Source organism: Paenibacillus sp. M-152, assembly GCF_003856555.1.
Classification (GTDB): domain Bacteria; phylum Bacillota; class Bacilli; order Paenibacillales; family Paenibacillaceae; genus Paenibacillus; species Paenibacillus polymyxa_C.
This window is the reverse complement of record NZ_CP034141.1, coordinates 2,592,233-2,609,363: the sequence shown is the minus strand read 5'-3', so window position 1 is coordinate 2,609,363 and position 17,131 is coordinate 2,592,233. Positions and strand designations below refer to the sequence as shown.

Below are 17,131 nucleotides of genomic sequence, written 5' to 3'. Positions count from 1 at the left end.
TTACATGTGTGAACATGCTTATCGAATTTTGTTGTTTTACAAATATGTCAATATTGAAGATCCTGCCACCTTTACGGCAGAGCATCTGGCTTACTGCAAGGAGTTGGGCGTCAAGGGAAGAATCTTGATTGCTGAGGAAGGAATCAACGGAACACTGTCCGGTACAGTAGAGCAAACGGAGCAGTATATCCGTGATTTGCGCGCTAATCCGAAATTCCACGATATCGTTATTAAAATAGATGAGTCTGACGGTCATGCGTTCAAGAAAATATTTGTACGCCATCGTCAGGAGCTGGTTACGCTACGTCATGAGGACGAGCTGGACCCTAATGTAATTAGCGGCAAGCGTCTATCACCAAAGGAGTTTTATGAACAGCTCCAAGATGAAAATGTCGTGGTTCTGGACGGACGTAACGACTACGAATATGACATCGGTCATTTCCGCGGAGCTATTCGCCCCGAAGTTGAATCATTCCGTGAATTTCCACAATGGATTCGCGATAATATGACTGGGTTCAAGGATAAAAAAATCCTAACATACTGTACCGGAGGTATTCGTTGCGAAAAGCTGTCTGGTCTGCTGATTAAAGAAGGCTTTAACGATGTAGCTCAGTTGGATGGCGGCATTGTGACTTACAGCAAGGACCCAGAAGTACAAGGACGTTTGTTTGACGGTAAGTGCTATGTATTTGACGAACGAATTTCGGTTCGAATCAACCATACAGATGAAGACGTTGTTGTTGGTAATTGCTACCACTGTGAAACAACAAACGATCATTATATTAACTGCCCCGTGTGCAATCTCCAACATATCGTGTGTCCAGATTGCGAAGAACAGCATCAACACTATTGCTCTGACGATTGCCGAACTAAAGCGGAAACTATGGCTTCTGCATAAACCTTCAGAATACTCGGTTTCATATAAAAGGGATGTTCCTATTAGCCGTTTAACATGGCTGTGGACATCCCTTTTGTTATTTTCAGAATAAGTGATCTAAGCTTCATAGCATATACCTATAACCTTAATTGTTTATCCATCTTGGACGGGTTCGAAAGTAGCGCCTTATAATGGAAAATGTCATTACAGAAAGGATGAGTGGAATTCATGGTTCAAATCGTACTTTCAACTCTTTTATCCGTTATCGTTCCGCTGTCCATTCCGGTAATTGCCGGATTTTTACTCGGCAAATTCATGAAGCTGGAAACAAAACCGCTCTCGACTTTATACTTATATTTTTTAAGTCCCGCCATGATTCTGGACACACTGCTCAAGGCACAGCTTTCCTGGCATGATGTGGCACTGACAGCCGCTTTTTCATTACTGAACCTGCTGCTTTTATGGGGAATTGCACAATTAGCGGGGAAAATCTTCAGGCTGAGCCCCCCGGAAACGGCGGGACTCACCTTAATCTCCACACTGACTAATAGTGCAAATTATGGGTTGCCGCTTATTTTACTTGCTTTTGGACAGCTTGGCCTGGATAAAGCCTCCGTATATGTCGTCATCCAGATGATTATGGTCAATACCATTGGTGTATACTTTGCAGCCCGCTCTGAATTTTCTGTTCAAAGTGCCGTGAAGTCAGTATTTTCTCTCCCTGCGATCTATGCGGCTCTTCTCGCACTGGGACTTCGAGCACTGGATTGGCATCTACCCTCTGGCATTCAATCAGGTGTCTCGATGATTGCAGCCGCCTATTCTCCGGTCGTGCTGGCGATTCTCGGTACCCAGATGGCTTATGTAAAAATATTCAGGCTGGAGCCATCTATTAAAAAAGCCAGCTACGCAGGACTGATAATTCGACTTCTGCTCTCCCCGCTTGCGGCTTGTCTTGCCATGCTGATACTGGGAATTTCAGGACTTTTGTTCTCCGTTCTCTTCATTCTGGCCTCGATGCCAGTGGCTGTGAATGCAGTCATTTTAGCCGAAAAATTTAATGCATCGCCAAAACTGGTTTCTACCTGCATCTTGTGGAGCACGCTTGCTTCATTCCTGATTTTGCCCATTCTGATTATGCTGGTAGCAGGTTAGACAGACAAAAGGCTCTCTATACCATAGAGAGCCATGCACGATCCTGTCTCCAGTCTACTTGCACAGGTGTTTCAAAAAAAGCACTGAGCGTTTCACTGCTCAGGATATCTGTCGTTTTACCTTTGGCAAACACCGTACCCCGACGAATCAGAATCGTATGTGTGTACATGGGTAGAATTTCTTCGATATGGTGTGTAACATATAATAAATTTGGAGCACCCGGCGTCTCGGACAGCTGACGAACGCTATCCAGTAATGCTTCTCTAGAAAAAAAATCCAACCCATTACACGCCTCGTCCAAAATCAGCAGCTTGGGCGAGGCCATTAACGCGCGAGCAATAAGCACTTTTTGCTTTTCTCCCTGTGAGCATCCCTGATACAACCGATCTACGAGATGAGCACAGCCCAGTTGGGTCATAAGCTGAACAGCCTGTTTATCATCTGTATCCGTCGTCTGATCATACAGTCCAATGGAAGCAAATTTGCCGCTAATGACAACATCCTGCGTGCGCTGGCTTCCATTAATTCTTTCCTGTAAAGAGGAACTGACCCAACCAATAGATTTGCGTAATTCCCTCAAATCTACATCCCCAAAAGTATGACCCAATACACCGACACTACCTGTGGTTGGCCATATGTAACCATTAATCATATTGAGCATCGTTGTTTTGCCTGATCCATTCAAGCCGAGTACAGCCCAGTGCTCTCCCTCAGCTACCTGCCAATTGATTTGATCCAGTATGGTACGGTTATCTCTCTTCCAGCTTACATTGTTAAGTTCAATGACAGAATTCATGGCTGCACATCCCTTCTATTCATCGTATCATCAGATGTTTATAAGCATAATAAAATATAACTTTTACTACATTAATCTTCACTTTCGTATAAGAATAGCACAGGGTTGCAGGTTGTTCAATTTTAAATTCACTCTATTACTTTCTACAAAAGTAATATAAACAGAATCAAGTTCAATAGCCCGCTTAGGCTAACTGGAATAAGGTAGCATAAGCGGGCATTTTAGTTGCTTTATGATTTAAGATTTAAGATTTAAGATTTAAGATTTAAGATTTTGGGGCGATGAAGACTGATTTATGAGGCAGTTATGCGCTATTTCCCGAGGCAGGCTCAGATTTGTTGCCAATACATCAACAGGGTTGCCAGCCATCCACTCACTCAAATCAATGGCCTCGTAATGACCACTCCGTCCAAATAATATTGCCATTCATCCGCATTGGGATGCCAGTGCATTTCTCGCAATCCGCCTGGCTCTAATTCAATCACAGATCCTGCCATCGTCGAAGAAATAGGGAAATCTACTACTGTAACGGTCCGCTGAGTCCCTCCACCCGGTGCCAATCTGGGCTGTTTGGCCATTAAAGGATAGCGGTGTTTAGTAATTAGATCGGAAGAAGCGCGCGGATATGCATCATAAGATGCGATAGATGGGACAGGTCCTTTTGCAAAATAAGCTTCCTTCTTTGGCAAAAGAGCCAGCTCGTCGGCTGCAAGTCCGAGATTTTGCATGACAACATCCGCGGGAGTCTGAGCGATAAAATCAGTAATGCTGAACGTATGGTCCTCCGAAAAATCACCATTATCGAAAATCAGGATAAAATGACATTCTCCAGGACAAAGGCCTTGAATAGAGTGACCATAACCACGCGGAAAATACCATACATCACCGGGGTTAAAAATAACGACATAGGAAGTACCGTGAATGTCCGAGTCGCCACCTCGCGGTTAGGATTAGGATAAACAGGCAAGAAAAAAAAGGATGAATCATAAACAATTCATCCTTTTTTTGATTTAGGTTCTTTATTTGTATGATCAACTTTATTTGCAATTTTATCTTTATTCTTGTTGTTATTCTTCTTATCCTTGCTTGGGACTGCAACTTTCTTTTTTTCATTAGCCAGTCGCCAATAGCTTATTACTTTTCGGTACATAGACTTATCTGTCAATTGGTTAAATATATATGGGTCTGGCTTCGTGTTCACCTCAATGATCCACGGGATAAAGCGATGATCCAATCCAATGTCCACACCAATTTGCCGGAATTTCGGATATGTTTTTTGTAGTTGTGTGGCGATGGTAATCCCTAGTTCATTGAGCTTCTTGACCAGCTCAGCCTGCTTACTTTGCGATAAATGGGATTTCAGTAGTTGTTCTAAGGCCATCGGCTTACCACCACTATGATAATTGGTCACGATTTTACGGGGATGACCCAAGCGTCCAATAATTCCGGTAGATTCCCATGACCCTTTTGCATTACGCTGCACCATGATCCGGATATCAAAATAACGATTTTGATGGCGCAGTAAATGGATTCCCTTTTGAATGAGATAACTTTTTTTCCCCGTGTGTTTCGATAAGCTGGTGATTAGTGCATCCAAATGTTTGAATTCCAGACGCTTTTCCTCATATTGGTAGGCAAAACGCTGACCTGCCTCTTGTTCGACTTTCATCACACCTTTGCCAAAGGTACCTCGCTCAGGCTTTACATAGACCATACCATATTTTTCGAGCATTGATTTTACATTTGCTTTGCTGTATTTACGAGTTTCAGGTACAAAAGGCTTGATGCTGCCATGCTGGAGCAACAATTGGGTTTTATGCCATTTGCTGCGCAACGCCTGCGCTTGTGAAGAATTCACTTGCCCCTCTCCTCTCTACTCTCAGGGTAGAACGCTCCTGTTAAAAAAGATCAATCTATCGTATGCGCCAAATCCCCATTCGAAGCTCCATTCGCCCTCTTCTACATAGAATTAGACAGTTGGCCTTGCCCGGTCGAAAGCGCCTGTCCAGGCATACAATAATATAAGGTACCGGTAGCGTATATTTACACGTATAGGGAGTGAATAACATGTCTGCGCAATCCGATGAGCCACAAAAGGGTTCCCTCTCAATCGATGTTCTGATCCCCGCAATTGAAAAAGATCTGGCGACACTACCACTAGTAATTGACAGTCTGCGCCGTCACGTGCAGCACCGAATTGCAACCATTTATATCGTTTCACCGCAAAGCACCAAACTTCGCCGTCTATGTGCCAACAAGAAGTGTACATTTATAGACGAAAAAACGGTGTTGCCCATCACTAAAAAGCATATTCGTTACGGAACAACGCGCTGGGATCGATCAGGCTGGCTGTATCAGCAATTGCTCAAAATGAATGGCGACAAAATCAGTAAATCGTCTTTTTTTCTCGTCATAGACGCGGACACCATTTTGATTCGTCCACATACGTTCCGTAAAGACGGGAAAACAATTTTTTACTATCGCAGCTGGAGTCAACCTGAGTACTTTCGCACTTACCGTAAGCTGATGGGTGCTAAAGCTCCCTCACCAAAGTCCTTTGTCACTCACTATATGCTTTTTGAAAAAACACGGCTCGCCCAGCTCAAGCAAGTTATTGAGACCAGACATGGGGAACCTTGGTACAACGCCATTATTCAAAGTATAGACCGGACAAAACAGTTTGGATTTTCCGAATATGAAACGTATGCCAACTATCTATACAGCAATCAGCCCTCTCGGATGATTTTGCGCAAGTCATTGAATAAAGCGCTTCATAGTCGTGCTTCTTCGCTGTCACCAAAACAATTGGATCTCTACGCCCAAAGCTACCGCTCCTTATCTTTTCATCAACGCAAAGTATACCAGCTAGCTCCAAAAACAAAGATTCAATCTGCATTGAAATAGTTCCTAAAATAGAAAATCCCGCAATTGTTGATGCAATCCAAATGGATCTGCATTGAAGGAGGAAACGTCCGTGCGCATCGTATTGTTATGCGGTGGTGCCGGAAAACGGCTGTGGCCATTGTCCAACGATATTCGGTCAAAGCTGTTTCTCCGGTTGTTACCCGCTCCTGATGGGCAGCAGGAATCTATGCTTGGCCGGGTGTATCGTCAGCTTACCTTAGCCGGGCTAGATTCCTCTGCCCTGCTTCTGGCTCATCGGAGTCAGGTAAATCTAGCATTTCGCCATACTGAAGGTCGTCTGCCCGTTCTTGGCGAGCCTGCCAAACGGGGAACCTTCACAGCTGCCGCACTCGCTGCTGCTTATTTTCACACCAGAGGCATGGGGCTGGATGAAGTTCTCTGTATTGCTCCAGCAGATATGTTCGCAGGCGACGACTTCTTCCACAGCATAGCAGCGCTCTCCGGTCTATTGCTCGAGAGCGGAGCCGATCTGGCTATGCTTGGGACAAGGCCTACCCATGCCTCCGACCAATATGGATATATTGTTCCAGATCTGCAAATGAGGCAGGAAGGGAAATCGGCTTATGCACAAGTTGCTCGCTTCACTGAAAAGCCGGCTCTCTCTAGGGCGCAGCAGCTTATTAACCAAGGCGCGCTGTGGAACTGCGGTATTTACGCTTTTACGTTACGGTATATGCTGTCCTGCATGGAGCAAATTCAATTGCCGCTGAACGATGAAGAACTGTACACAATATATGATAGCCTCCCGGTTCGCAGTTTCGATAAGGAGATTGCGGAGCGTACTGAACGGGCCGTTGTCCTGCCTTACGAGGGCGAATGGCACGACATCGGCAACTGGCAGGCCTTAACAGAGCAGATAGGAAGCCAAGTGATCGGACGTGGACAAATCAGTGGTCAGACTCACGGCACACACATCGTGAATGAGCTGCCCTATCCACTTCATGTCATTGGCGTGGAGGATATTATTGCTGCTGCAAGCCCTGACGGTATTCTCATTGCGTCCAAAAGCCATGCTCACGCGATCAAGGAGCAGCTAGGCAACCTCCAACTTCACCCCATGCATGGTGAAACCTCTTGGGGCAGTTACCGGGTGCTGGACGAGTTTGATCACCGGAGTCCGAACGACATCTTAGCCATACGACTGACGGTGTTGCCAGATCATCGCTTGAATGGACGTATTCACGGCAGCGGACTTAAAGTATGGACGATCGTGTCCGGCCGGGGAGAGGTTATGCTGAACGGAGAACGCTTTGCTGCGGCAAGCGGCTCTGTATTTAGCATTCCAGTGGATACGTATCACACGATCCGCGCAGATCTGGATACCGCACTGGAACTGATCGAGGTGCGCCTGGGTCACAGTTTGGTGAGCGCCTTCTATAAATCCGATTCCTGACAACACAGAGTTATAGCATCTAAACAGATAGGATTTTTGCACGAAAATCACACATCAAAAAAATCGCTCTTGAGCAAGGTGAGTAAGATCCCTTGCTCATGAAGCGACTTTTTTTGTAACATTACATTTCATAAAGTAACCGTTTTAACCTTGCCAGATAAATAAACCTTGTTGGCCTTAACTATCCCGGCCTCTCTTAAAAAGTGCTGCACAATCTTCATCTGATAGTGTATGCGTACTTTCTGGGACAGGCTCCACCCCGTTTCCACGGTTACTGCACGTGCCCCTAAAATACGGGCTGCAGCGGTACGAGAGGAACCTGGGAGCTCATGCAGCCGCATGTTGAAATGGCGGTCTTTCACCTTGATCGAGCGATTCATTCGCTTAATAATCCGGCGCGTCGTGGGAATTACCGGGTTGCCTTTATTGGAGATCAGCGTTTGACCAAGCACCTTGGCATCCTTTTGTGATAATCCATTCGCCTCATGCAAATCGAGATACCATTCAGGGTGATGCTTTTGTGTTAGTTTAAATAAAGCAGCGGAAAGTGGATGTGTTGCCGCCTGCTTTTTCTGGCGCGGAAAGGTTCGATTCAGATCAGGTTTTCCTCTGATCCGCTTGCGGTAAGCCTCTTGATTCACAATTGGCACAATAATAAGTTTGCCATGGCTGAATCTCAGTTTTTGCTCATTCAAAAGCTTTACCAGTTTCTCAGCCGCACGTATACTTGCTATTTCATTACCATGTATGCCTGCAACCACCATCGCACACGGGCCTTTCTGTCCCTCTATGGCTACATAATAAGGAGTCGCCCAAGAAGATCCCTTCCCAAGCATATATCGATTGACCTGCATCCTCTTCACCTCCGTATAGGCTTTCAGTGTCCTCTCTTCTGTTCTCGCCGACGGATGATTTCACGGTATAGTCTCAAATAGTTGCTGGTCATCTGTTTGTTGGTAAATCTTTGGTTAACATACAATCGAAGCTGCGCGGGTGACGGGTAATTTTTTTGCTGTGCCTTACGTGCCATTTGGCCAACTGATTTGCAAATCAACTGTGGAAAGCCTGATAGCACCTCGGGAACGGAGCCATTTTTTAGTGCCAGCACCGGTGTTCCACAAGCCATGGCCTCTACCATTACGAGTCCGAACGGCTCTTCCCACAGTGATGGAAACAACAGACACTCTGCATGTTTCAGCAGCTTCTGTTTCCGATCACCCCCAACTGGTCCCACATAGCGTATATTCGGATTGCGCTGAATTCGCTTTTGAATCTCTCGGCGAAAAAATACAGGGGCTTTGATAGGACCCGCAATAAGCAGTCTTTTTCCTGTTCGCTCTGCAACCTGAATGGCCTGCAGTACACCTTTATCCGGTATGATTCTGCCCATAAACAGCAAGTAGCCTCGCTTCTCACTGCTGAACTCGTATTCATGGGTGTTGATGCCGTTATAAATATAAAATCCTTTGCCCCCGCCCATCAGTTGGCGTGCTCTTTTACTGACATATACGGGGTTTTTACCGTGCCTCTTCACTGGTAGATGAACGGTACACAATGATGAGCAAGGCAGCTTCCTACGCGCCACCGCAGAACGAAAGGTATGGTCATGAATGATATGTGTACCGGAAGGCATATGCCGAAGTACATATTGGGGGATCTGACTATGTTTCAAACCCTTGGGATAAGTAATCAATCGCGCGCTGCTCCTGCTCCCACGGGCGGCAAAAAGAGATACATGATGCCCTCGTCTCACTAATTCCTCTGTTAATTCATGCACAACCTTTTCCGTTCCGCCCTTGATGGAGGGTACAGGCTGTGCATCGGGATAGTTGGATATGACCTGCACAATGGTTAAAGGTCGGTTTTTGAGTGCTTTACTCTGCCTTGAAGCCATATGAATTCCCCTTCCTGACCGGAGATACGGTGTAATCTTTACGATGTCAACGGGAATCTGAGCATACTCCCGTACAGGTTATAAATTGTAGTATATAGGTATGTATGTTTTGCATGATTGCTTGTGCCAATCGTCTGCAAGTCGCTTTTTGTCATACGAGCCTAGCCATAAGGGGGGCTTATTTAATTTGTCAAGTCAAAGTTAAGGAGAAAATTCTCATCGTTTTCTAATAAAGCAGGGCAAAACGTTGGGGTAACAGGATTGTAACCACGAGTGGTAAATTCCGGATATTTTATTTGTGTTATTGTCATTTCAGGACATCAACACAATACGAATAACGGAGGAAATTATATATGAAACGTACTTCTAAAAAATTGTGGATGGGTATTTGCTTTACGATGACTTTGGCACTGAGCGCTGGGAGCTTCGTCGTTGGATCAGACACCACTCATGCCGCTTCGACAAGTAAAGCTGATCGGATTATTTCAAAAGGATCCCAGTATATGGGCGTCCGTTATGAATATGGAGCTCCTGCAGGCAGTACAAGCTCTTTTGATTGCTCTTCGTTCACTCAGTATGTTTTTGCACAAAATGGAATCAAGCTTCCACGTTCGTCTAAACAGCAGTCAACTGTAGGCACTTATGTACCGCGTAGTCAGCTTAAAAAAGGCGATTTGGTCTTTTTCTATGCCCCAATTCATCACGTAGCCATTTACATGGGAGACGGGAAAATACTGCACACGTATGGTAAAGGTGGCGTAACGATTACAAAACTGAATTCGGGATGGTGGAACTCCCATTACACAACAGCACGTCGTGTCCTTTAGGATCATTTTGGATGATTCCCATCCACCGAATGCTTAACTTACAATTAACATTAAAAAGGCTGTTCCTCTGAGTAGAGATGTCTACTGGAGGGACAGCCTTTTCTGTTGTTTTTGAGGCAGCGTAACGATGACCTCCGTCCCTTCTCCTTCTACGCTTTCCATGCGTATCGTACCCTGGTGAGCATCTGTTATTGTCTTGGCAATCGGCAACCCCAGTCCGGTTCCTCCGGTTTTACGATGTCTGGAGCTGTCTACCCGATAAAATCGTTCAAAGACACGCTTGATCTCGCCCTCAGGAATGCCAATTCCGTAATCCTTAACCTGAAGGTGGACATCTTTTTCATCTGTAGATATCCATATTTCGATTTCATCCGAGCTATACTTTAAGGCATTATCCAGCAGGATGACTAGTAACTGCTTGATTTTTGCAAGATTAGCATCCAGCCAAATTTCCTTTTCTTCTGTAAAAATAGAAATTTGACGTTCATGTACAGGCTTGAGATGTGCTACTACCTGTTGACAACAACCAACCAGCTCTACCGGCTCATACGGTTCGGGGGCTTGCTGCTGTGAGGAGGCCAATGTCAGTAATTGCTGCGTCATCGTACGCATTCGCTGAGTTTCTTCATAGATCGATTCAATCGATTCCTTACGTATGTCCTCGTCACGCGTACCCCACCGCCGCAACATGTTGGCATAGCCCTCAATAATCATCAATGTCGTATTCAGCTCATGTGAGGCATCGGAAACAAACTGCTGCTGGCTCTGAAAGCTTTCTTCCAATCTCTCCACCATTAGGTTAAAAGTTGCGGTCATTTGGGACAATTCATCTTGATTGTGACTGCCGACAGGAATTTTTTTGAATTTCAAGCTTCTTTCGATTTCCTGCATTGTTTGAATACTACTGGAAATTGGCAGCAATATCGCATTCGCCAAAATCGTGCTACCCACCAGACTGAGCAACATAGCTCCTACAGTCGACGTGATAAGAATTGTATTTAAGATATCGAGATTGTTTTCGAGCGCATCCCATTTTTCTACAATCTCCAGTGTCCCCTTTTGACTACCTTCTGGGGAAAGCACCGGAAGGTGAATGATCAGAATTTTATGATTCTGTAGATCCGTCAGTTGAGAGCTCTGAGAAAGGTTAAAACGTATATCGTCTAGCTTAAAGCGCGACTGACGGCTTACTTCATACAGAAGACGAGATTGCTGATCAAATACCCTCAGAATGGTATCCCCCGAAAGTTCATCTTTCAGCTTGGGCCCCCATGCATTTTTCAGAATCATCGTAGGTCCTGTTTCGGAAATAATTTCAGTCCACTTATTTTGTAGCACTTCTCTTTCATTGCGAGTAGCGATTTTGACAAATAATAGATGAACCGTGACATCCACAAACAGGAGAATCGTCATCACTAAAATAGAACTAAGCAGGGTAATTTTGGTCCGCAGCTTCAATGGTCTTCCTCCCGGATACTGTACCCAACGCCGCGCACGGTTTTAATCAGTTTCTTTTTGTATCCATGATCAATTTTTTTGCGAACATATCGGATATAAACATCTACTACATTCGTATCACCAACAAAATCAAACCCCCACACGTCCTGAATCATTTGGTCCCGATGCAATACCTGATTTTTGTGCTCCATCAGATAAAGAAGCAGATCAAATTCTTTGGGCGTAAGTTCGATACGTTTTCCTTCCCTCACCACAGATCGCGTCTTGGGTTCCAACACCAGGCTATCGACCTGAAGTTTGGATTGCTGCTTGTCCTCTTTTGGTGAAGCGGTAGCCGGCTCCAATTGATTCCTCATACTAGCCCGCATCCGCGCTAATAACTCCTCAATTTCAAAAGGCTTTGTAATGTAATCATTAGCTCCTTCATCCAGACCTGAGACCTTGTCAGGAGTCGTGTTACGTGCAGTGACCATAATTATCGGGGTATGATTGTCCACTTTTCGAATCTGCTTCAGCACCTCAACTCCGTTTATCTCCGGCAGCATCACATCCAGGATAATAATATCCCATGTATGGGCTAATGCTTTTTCCAACCCTTCTCTTCCCGTTTGTGCGATTTCAACCACATATCCTTCATGGGATAACTCCAACTGAAGCAATCTGGATATCTTCTCTTCATCATCAATGACCAGCACCGACTTATCCATCGCAAAACCACCTATTTTCTATAGAAAAAACTAATAAGCAATGCACATAACATTCATTTTTTATTTGATTTTAAGCTTTTATCCGTATAGTCGCTCTATAATATAACTTTGTAATTCAATTTTTTGAGGTTAAGGAGTAATTTATTCATGTTAATTAATGTAGACTTTGCTTTGTTTCACTGGATCAATGAACTGGCTGATCACCTCGCCTTTTTGAATGGAACCATGCGCTTCTTGGCGCAATATGCACCGTATTTATTCGGAGTGGCCTTACTGATATACTGGTTCACCTTTAAAATGCCGCATCGGATGATGGTTTTAGAAGCCGTTATAACGGTTTGTATCGGTTTTATGATCAGTTGGGGGCTTGGACATTTGTTTTACAGAGACCGGCCTTTTGTTGGACATTCTGTCATTCAGCTTATTCACCATGATCCAAATGCTTCATTTCCGAGTAATCATGCACTTGGAGCTTTTGCTCTGGCTGCAATTCTATGGCTTCATCATCAAAAATATCGTGTTCTGTGGGTTATCTTGGCTATGCTTATTGCAATATCCCGCGTATGGACCGGGGTGCATTATCCTTCAGATATTTTGGCAGGCGCCCTTATTGGGGCAGGTTGCGCAGTTGGTGTTCATAAATTCATTCGCAGTCGGAAGCTTCCAGGCATCTTTATGCAGGCGGCTATTATTTTGTATGAAAAATGGGAGCAGAAGCTGGGACTTAAACCTGCAGCACAGACGAGAACTAAGATGACCAAATCCACTTCCTCTGTCCAAATCAAAAGCAGACGCTAATGCGTCTGCTTTTTTAAGCTCATCATCTATGCGGCTCATTATGCAGTCGATTTGGTACGAAGGGATAGCATTCGTTCTTCATAACGTTGGTAGAACCAAATGCAAGCTGCCATCCAGCACCCACTCATGAAATAGCCACCCACAACATCACTTGGATAATGTACGCCCAAATAAATACGGCTTGCCCCGATCGTTAGGATTAGCAGGCTACTGAGCACAACAAGAAGGATACGCCCTCTTCTGGAAGGAACATGCTTCCACAATAAAAACGTCAGAGCCGCATACATGCTAAAAGCAGTCATAGAATGTCCGCTGGGAAAGCTGTATCCATTCGCTTCAATAATACGGTTAATTTCAGGTCTCGCACGCTGAAATAGCATTTTTAACACCATATTCAGCAGCACCGATCCCAGCACAGCAACCGCTAAAAAAAACAATTCTCGGCGGTGTCCTAATACGCTATATAGCACGAACATGGCAATTAAAATGATAATCACTACTGGAATCCCGCTGCCGATCATAGTGAAACATTTCATAAGACGTGTCATGGCAGGCGACTCCAGTTGCCCAATAGCTGTAATGATCTTGTGGTCAAAATGCCGTACTTGATGGTCGCTGACCCATAGTGCAATTAAGCAAAAACCGAGGGCACATACTATACATGTGAGCAGAGCCACGGAAATTGGCAGCTTTGTAGGTAGTTGCTTCATTTTTTAAAGATCCTCCATAATCTTCATCCCCTGATCAAGCAAAATGTAGCATTCGTATTGTCTATGTATTTACTTTACCCACTTTTCTTGTATCATTTCATGAAAAGATTAGCTTTTAGAATAAAGCATGGTTAGCTTTTTGGCAAAAGAACGAGGAGTCATCCTGTGATATGAAATCAATTCTCCATTACAGATCACATGAAATACGCCATACGGGGTCGGGGACAGTTCCATCAATTGTGAACGATCTCGTATATCAATGATTTCAGGTTGTATCCCCACAGTCTCAGCTGCTTCAATCACATTGTGCGTGGCTATTTCCAGATAAGGGCATTGATGAGTTCGTAAAATGGTTAAGCCCTCACTAAAACGATCCAGACGTAAAACCCAATTATCAGGAAAATAAGGGTCTGAATGCTCTTGATTAAGCTTGTAAACATACAACTGAAAAGAATATGGAGCATCCTCCACATGCCGAAATCCGTTTTTCAGAAAAATCTCGGGACCTGGTGCCCAGGAGGTATCTATGTTGGTAACAACTGCCACTCCCTTCTTCCCCAACGTAATAGCATCTTGAATGCAGCGTTGAATAAGCTGTGAACCTAGCCCCAAACCAGTTACAGCGATCCAGATGCAATGAATTACTAGATATCCATCCGCATGAACAGCTCTCCATGCTTGTTCACCCAATGCATACTCAATGAATCCTACTGGTTTATTGTCTTTTCTTAATTGTATGTAAGTCAAACCTTGAGTGAATTCTTTTTCTGTCCAATTCAGCTTTTGTACATATCCCGGTGCTTTTTGCATGCTTCTCATGCAAAAACAGCCGTCTTCTCTTATTTGATTTTCATACCATTCAGTGGTTGTTGTTGAATTTTCCATATAGTCTCTCCTAACTTTTAAGAATATTTATGATATAAGGATTTCATAATGATTACAAAACCGCAAGCGAAATAATAGTGAAAAAAACTACAAAAAAAGGACACTATTTAAGCCTTATAGGCTCGAATAGTATCCTGTCATTACACATGAGACACTGCAAACGCAATTCTATGTCAAACAAATAGCATCTTCTTATTAGGTTGGCGTGACTTCACCAAGCTTAATCTTGTTCTCTGCTTCCTCGATTGGATAGCGTTTGCGGAACCACAACGATTGAAGCAACAAAAAGGTGCCGCTTACGGTCCAATATAAAGGCATAGCCGCAGGAGCGTTGAAGGAAAAGACCGCCATCATAATCGGTGAAAGATAACCCATGATAGCAAATTGCTTGCGCTGGTCAGCCGTCATCTGTAGCTGAGAAAGCTTGGCCTGTGCCAAGTATACAACTGCAACGACAATTGCCAGAATCCAGTCCGGCTGTCCGAGCCGGAACCATAAGAAGGAGTGAGACGCCAGCTCCGGCGTGAGTCGGATGGCAGTATACATCCCGCTTAAAATCGGTAGCTGAATGAGAATAGGCAGACAACCGATATTGAGTGGATTGAATTGATGCTCTTTGTATAGTGACATCATTTCCTGCTGCATACTTTGCTGACTGGTAGCGTCTTTCTTATTCTCATACTTCTTCTTAATTCGGTCCAAGTCGGGCTGCATAGCGCTCATCTTGCGCTTCATCCCCTGCTGGGCACGCGTTTGACGCATCATTAGCGGCAGTAAGGCCAGACGGACAATGAATGTCAAAGTCATGATCGCCAGCCCAAAGCTTCCACCAAACCATTGCGCCAAATGCTGAATCAGCCATGAAAGTGGGAATACCACGTAATGATTAAAAAAACCAGGTGTCTGTGCATTAATCTCCGCAGCATTCGCACCACAACCAGACAGCAGCATGACCACCGCCAACGCTACGATTAAACCCAATATCCGTTCTTGTTTACCCCAGAAAGTGAATCCCTTGAATCGTTTCATATGTTCCTCCTCGTTGATTGACTGTGCCATCATTCAACAAGGGGGAACAATCGGATGCATCTTCATCTGGCGCTTCTTTCCGCCGAATGTGACGTGCTAGCCGTACAGGCATGTCCTGTCCGCGGGCAGATATCGGCATCAGCGGAGAAGCATGCGAGCGAACGGGCCCGCCTTCGACCCAGCATTCAGCTACACTGCCATGCAAATGAGCAAGATACGTATAAGTCACAGTGCACAGCAAGCCGATCGTAAGCAAATAAGGGAGTAGGTCCTGAAGCTCAAACAAGGGATTCACCTCCTTCGGTATGTTGCTACAATTATAGCACGAAACTGGACAATCGACTAATCTTTAATTAGAGATAGAGGTTGGATCACAAACAAGAAAGTCCGCTCTACGTTGCGATAAAAACTTAACGTATAGCAAGCATACGATTCAGTGCCTGAACAGCGTCCTGTCTGATCTGAGCATCCACACGAATGACCCCCACAGGCTCTCCCCGATCAATCTGTTCCATTGCCCACAGCAAATGCGGAAGATCGATCCGGTTCATGGTCAGACAAGGACACATATCGGGATTGAGCGATTCAATCTGCTGTTCAGGGTACTGCTGTCTAATCCGTTGCACGAGATTCATCTCTGTGCCAACGGCCCATTGGGTCCCCGGCTCTGCCGCACGGATCGTATCGATGATGAATTTGGTGGAGCCAGCACAATCTGCGAGCTGTACAACCTCGTGAGAGCATTCGGGATGAACGATGACCCGGATATTCTTATCACGTTCACGGACGTTGCGAATGTGATCTACCGTAAATTTTTCATGAACTGAACAGTGCCCTTTCCATAAAATGATTTTCACAGTTTCCGGGTTTCGTTCAGTCTCCAACTGATCGGTCATAGGATTCCATACAGCCATTTCATCCAGCGGAATTCCAAGATCATGGGCTGTATTGCGTCCCAAATGTTGATCCGGCAAAAATAAAATACGTTCCTTTTGTTTCAGCGCCCAAGCCAGCACCTGCTTCGCATTCGAAGAAGTCACAGTAGCCCCGCCATGCCGTCCTACAAAGGCTTTGATCTCTGCGGTGGAATTTACATACGTTAACGGAATGATCGTATCGCCTACCAACTCCTGCAAATGCTTCCACGCTCGTTCCGTCTGCTCCATGTTAGCCATATCTGCCATCGAGCAGCCTGCGCGCATATCCGGCAGAACAACGGTTTGCTGGTCGGTAGTCAGCATATCCGCTGTCTCCGCCATAAAATGAACCCCACAAAACACAATAAACTCCGCTTCCTGATTTTGTGCCGCCATTTGAGCGAGCTGTAGCGAATCTCCTGTGATATCAGCAAATTGGATAACCTCGTCTTTCTGATAGTGATGGCCCGGAATGAGCAGCTTTGAGCCCCATTTTTGTTTCAGCTCAGCTACACGTTGCTCCATGTCAGCAACCGTCTGTGTTTTATAATGCTCTGGCATAAGTCCACGATTTCCTTGTAAAACGTCTAGCATAGACATTAGATTCCCTCCATATCGTTGCGGCTGACTGTCCCTCGCTCACGAATAGATAACCGCTATGTGTACAAACATATTTACATGTGTCTTGACACTTATATTTACACATGCCTACAATAATCTCAAGGGTTTTTGGAATGGAATTATTTTTAAGTGGGGAGGA

General features: G+C 44.8%; 18 protein-coding genes and 1 pseudogene. 6 read left to right on the top strand and 13 right to left on the bottom strand.

Features of this window, described 5'->3' with window-relative positions:
- Positions 1 to 4: 4 nt before the first annotated feature.
- Positions 5 to 898 (top strand): oxygen-dependent tRNA uridine(34) hydroxylase TrhO, encoded by an 894-nt coding sequence (gene trhO / locus EGM68_RS11700; protein WP_058711081.1) that lies wholly within the window; start codon positions 5 to 7, stop codon positions 896 to 898.
- A gap of 207 nt (positions 899 to 1,105) precedes the next feature.
- Positions 1,106 to 2,032 carry an AEC family transporter gene (locus EGM68_RS11695; protein WP_129549220.1) on the top strand — a complete coding sequence of 309 codons (927 nt, stop codon included), beginning with the start codon at positions 1,106 to 1,108 and terminating at the stop codon, positions 2,030 to 2,032.
- A 16-nt stretch (positions 2,033 to 2,048) separates the two neighbouring features.
- On the opposite strand, the gene EGM68_RS11690 is transcribed toward EGM68_RS11695, so the two are convergent.
- The 4 genes and pseudogenes from EGM68_RS11690 to EGM68_RS11680 form a co-directional block, all read right to left on the bottom strand.
- Positions 2,049 to 2,828, bottom strand: a complete 780-nt coding sequence (locus tag EGM68_RS11690) for an ABC transporter ATP-binding protein (RefSeq protein ID WP_058711079.1) — start codon at positions 2,826 to 2,828, stop codon at positions 2,049 to 2,051.
- Positions 2,829 to 3,205: 377 nt separating this feature from the next.
- Positions 3,206 to 3,556, bottom strand: a complete 351-nt coding sequence (locus EGM68_RS26065) for a cupin domain-containing protein (RefSeq protein WP_240664156.1) — start codon at positions 3,554 to 3,556, stop codon at positions 3,206 to 3,208.
- Between the two features lie 33 nt (positions 3,557 to 3,589).
- Positions 3,590 to 3,727: pseudogene (locus EGM68_RS26060) on the bottom strand (oxalate decarboxylase); the annotation flags it as partial.
- 95 nt (positions 3,728 to 3,822) lie between these two features.
- The gene (locus tag EGM68_RS11680; RefSeq protein WP_025677866.1) at positions 3,823 to 4,686 is read right to left on the bottom strand and encodes a YheC/YheD family protein; all 864 of its coding nucleotides are present in this window, start codon (positions 4,684 to 4,686) and stop codon (positions 3,823 to 3,825) included.
- A 209-nt stretch (positions 4,687 to 4,895) separates the two neighbouring features.
- On the opposite strand from EGM68_RS11680, the gene EGM68_RS11675 reads away from it, so the two are divergent.
- Entirely contained in the window at positions 4,896 to 5,732 is an 837-nt protein-coding gene (locus EGM68_RS11675; RefSeq protein ID WP_013371021.1) for a DUF6492 family protein, read from the top strand.
- Positions 5,733 to 5,802: 70 nt separating this feature from the next.
- On the top strand, positions 5,803 to 7,146 hold the full coding sequence (locus EGM68_RS11670; protein WP_058831343.1) for a sugar phosphate nucleotidyltransferase: 1,344 nt from the start codon (positions 5,803 to 5,805) through the stop codon (positions 7,144 to 7,146).
- 128 nt (positions 7,147 to 7,274) lie between these two features.
- On the opposite strand, the gene EGM68_RS11665 is transcribed toward EGM68_RS11670, so the two are convergent.
- Positions 7,275 to 8,000: a succinylglutamate desuccinylase/aspartoacylase family protein gene (locus EGM68_RS11665; protein WP_129549219.1), complete on the bottom strand. Its 726-nt coding sequence runs from the start codon at positions 7,998 to 8,000 to the stop codon at positions 7,275 to 7,277.
- A 23-nt stretch (positions 8,001 to 8,023) separates the two neighbouring features.
- Positions 8,024 to 9,040, bottom strand: a complete 1,017-nt coding sequence (locus tag EGM68_RS11660; protein ID WP_058711075.1) for a glycosyltransferase family 4 protein — start codon at positions 9,038 to 9,040, stop codon at positions 8,024 to 8,026.
- A gap of 353 nt (positions 9,041 to 9,393) precedes the next feature.
- Here EGM68_RS11660 and EGM68_RS11655 point away from each other — a divergent pair, with 353 nt between their 5' ends.
- The gene (locus EGM68_RS11655) at positions 9,394 to 9,867 is read left to right on the top strand and encodes a C40 family peptidase (protein WP_129549218.1); all 474 of its coding nucleotides are present in this window, start codon (positions 9,394 to 9,396) and stop codon (positions 9,865 to 9,867) included.
- Positions 9,868 to 9,948: 81 nt separating this feature from the next.
- Here EGM68_RS11655 and EGM68_RS11650 read toward each other — a convergent pair whose 3' ends face one another.
- Positions 9,949 to 11,325, bottom strand: a complete 1,377-nt coding sequence (locus EGM68_RS11650; protein WP_129549217.1) for a sensor histidine kinase — start codon at positions 11,323 to 11,325, stop codon at positions 9,949 to 9,951.
- Positions 11,322 to 12,032: a response regulator transcription factor gene (locus EGM68_RS11645; protein WP_129549216.1), complete on the bottom strand. Its 711-nt coding sequence runs from the start codon at positions 12,030 to 12,032 to the stop codon at positions 11,322 to 11,324. Before EGM68_RS11645 ends, EGM68_RS11650 begins: the two co-directional genes overlap by 4 nt.
- Before the next feature lie 147 nt (positions 12,033 to 12,179).
- On the opposite strand from EGM68_RS11645, the gene EGM68_RS11640 reads away from it, so the two are divergent.
- Positions 12,180 to 12,830 (top strand): undecaprenyl-diphosphatase, encoded by a 651-nt coding sequence (locus tag EGM68_RS11640; RefSeq protein ID WP_129549215.1) that lies wholly within the window; start codon positions 12,180 to 12,182, stop codon positions 12,828 to 12,830.
- A gap of 38 nt (positions 12,831 to 12,868) precedes the next feature.
- Here the strand turns inward: EGM68_RS11640 and EGM68_RS11635 are convergent, their stop codons facing one another.
- The 5 genes from EGM68_RS11635 to nadA all read right to left on the bottom strand — a co-directional run bounded on the left by EGM68_RS11635 (position 12,869) and on the right by nadA (position 16,971).
- On the bottom strand, positions 12,869 to 13,540 hold the full coding sequence (locus EGM68_RS11635) for a phosphatase PAP2 family protein (RefSeq protein WP_129549214.1): 672 nt from the start codon (positions 13,538 to 13,540) through the stop codon (positions 12,869 to 12,871).
- Positions 13,541 to 13,648: 108 nt separating this feature from the next.
- Positions 13,649 to 14,425, bottom strand: a complete 777-nt coding sequence (locus EGM68_RS11630; RefSeq protein ID WP_129549213.1) for a GNAT family N-acetyltransferase — start codon at positions 14,423 to 14,425, stop codon at positions 13,649 to 13,651.
- A 195-nt stretch (positions 14,426 to 14,620) separates the two neighbouring features.
- Complete coding sequence (yidC, locus tag EGM68_RS11625; RefSeq protein WP_058712336.1) at positions 14,621 to 15,454, bottom strand: membrane protein insertase YidC; 834 nt, start codon at positions 15,452 to 15,454, stop codon at positions 14,621 to 14,623.
- Complete coding sequence (locus tag EGM68_RS11620; protein ID WP_240664155.1) at positions 15,420 to 15,749, bottom strand: hypothetical protein; 330 nt, start codon at positions 15,747 to 15,749, stop codon at positions 15,420 to 15,422. The genes yidC and EGM68_RS11620 overlap by 35 nt, the downstream gene beginning before the upstream one ends.
- Before the next feature lie 115 nt (positions 15,750 to 15,864).
- A complete protein-coding gene (gene nadA / locus EGM68_RS11615; RefSeq protein ID WP_013371008.1) occupies positions 15,865 to 16,971 on the bottom strand; it encodes a quinolinate synthase NadA in 1,107 nt (368 codons plus the stop codon).
- Between the last annotated feature and the right edge of the window lie 160 nt (positions 16,972 to 17,131).

Coding starts and splice junctions, on each gene's coding strand:
- nadA (WP_013371008.1), bottom strand. CDS start 16,971: ATGTCTATGCTAGACGTTTTACAAGGAAATCGTGGACTTATGCCAGAG.
- yidC (WP_058712336.1), bottom strand. CDS start 15,454: ATGAAACGATTCAAGGGATTCACTTTCTGGGGTAAACAAGAACGGATA.
- EGM68_RS11635 (WP_129549214.1), bottom strand. CDS start 13,540: ATGAAGCAACTACCTACAAAGCTGCCAATTTCCGTGGCTCTGCTCACA.
- trhO (WP_058711081.1), top strand. CDS start 5: ATGTGTGAACATGCTTATCGAATTTTGTTGTTTTACAAATATGTCAAT.
- EGM68_RS11630 (WP_129549213.1), bottom strand. CDS start 14,425: ATGGAAAATTCAACAACAACCACTGAATGGTATGAAAATCAAATAAGA.
- EGM68_RS11695 (WP_129549220.1), top strand. CDS start 1,106: ATGGTTCAAATCGTACTTTCAACTCTTTTATCCGTTATCGTTCCGCTG.
- EGM68_RS11690 (WP_058711079.1), bottom strand. CDS start 2,828: ATGAATTCTGTCATTGAACTTAACAATGTAAGCTGGAAGAGAGATAAC.
- EGM68_RS11640 (WP_129549215.1), top strand. CDS start 12,180: ATGTTAATTAATGTAGACTTTGCTTTGTTTCACTGGATCAATGAACTG.
- EGM68_RS26065 (WP_240664156.1), bottom strand. CDS start 3,556: ATGCAAAATCTCGGACTTGCAGCCGACGAGCTGGCTCTTTTGCCAAAG.
- EGM68_RS11665 (WP_129549219.1), bottom strand. CDS start 8,000: ATGCAGGTCAATCGATATATGCTTGGGAAGGGATCTTCTTGGGCGACT.
- EGM68_RS11655 (WP_129549218.1), top strand. CDS start 9,394: ATGAAACGTACTTCTAAAAAATTGTGGATGGGTATTTGCTTTACGATG.
- EGM68_RS11675 (WP_013371021.1), top strand. CDS start 4,896: ATGTCTGCGCAATCCGATGAGCCACAAAAGGGTTCCCTCTCAATCGAT.
- EGM68_RS11660 (WP_058711075.1), bottom strand. CDS start 9,040: ATGGCTTCAAGGCAGAGTAAAGCACTCAAAAACCGACCTTTAACCATT.
- EGM68_RS11645 (WP_129549216.1), bottom strand. CDS start 12,032: ATGGATAAGTCGGTGCTGGTCATTGATGATGAAGAGAAGATATCCAGA.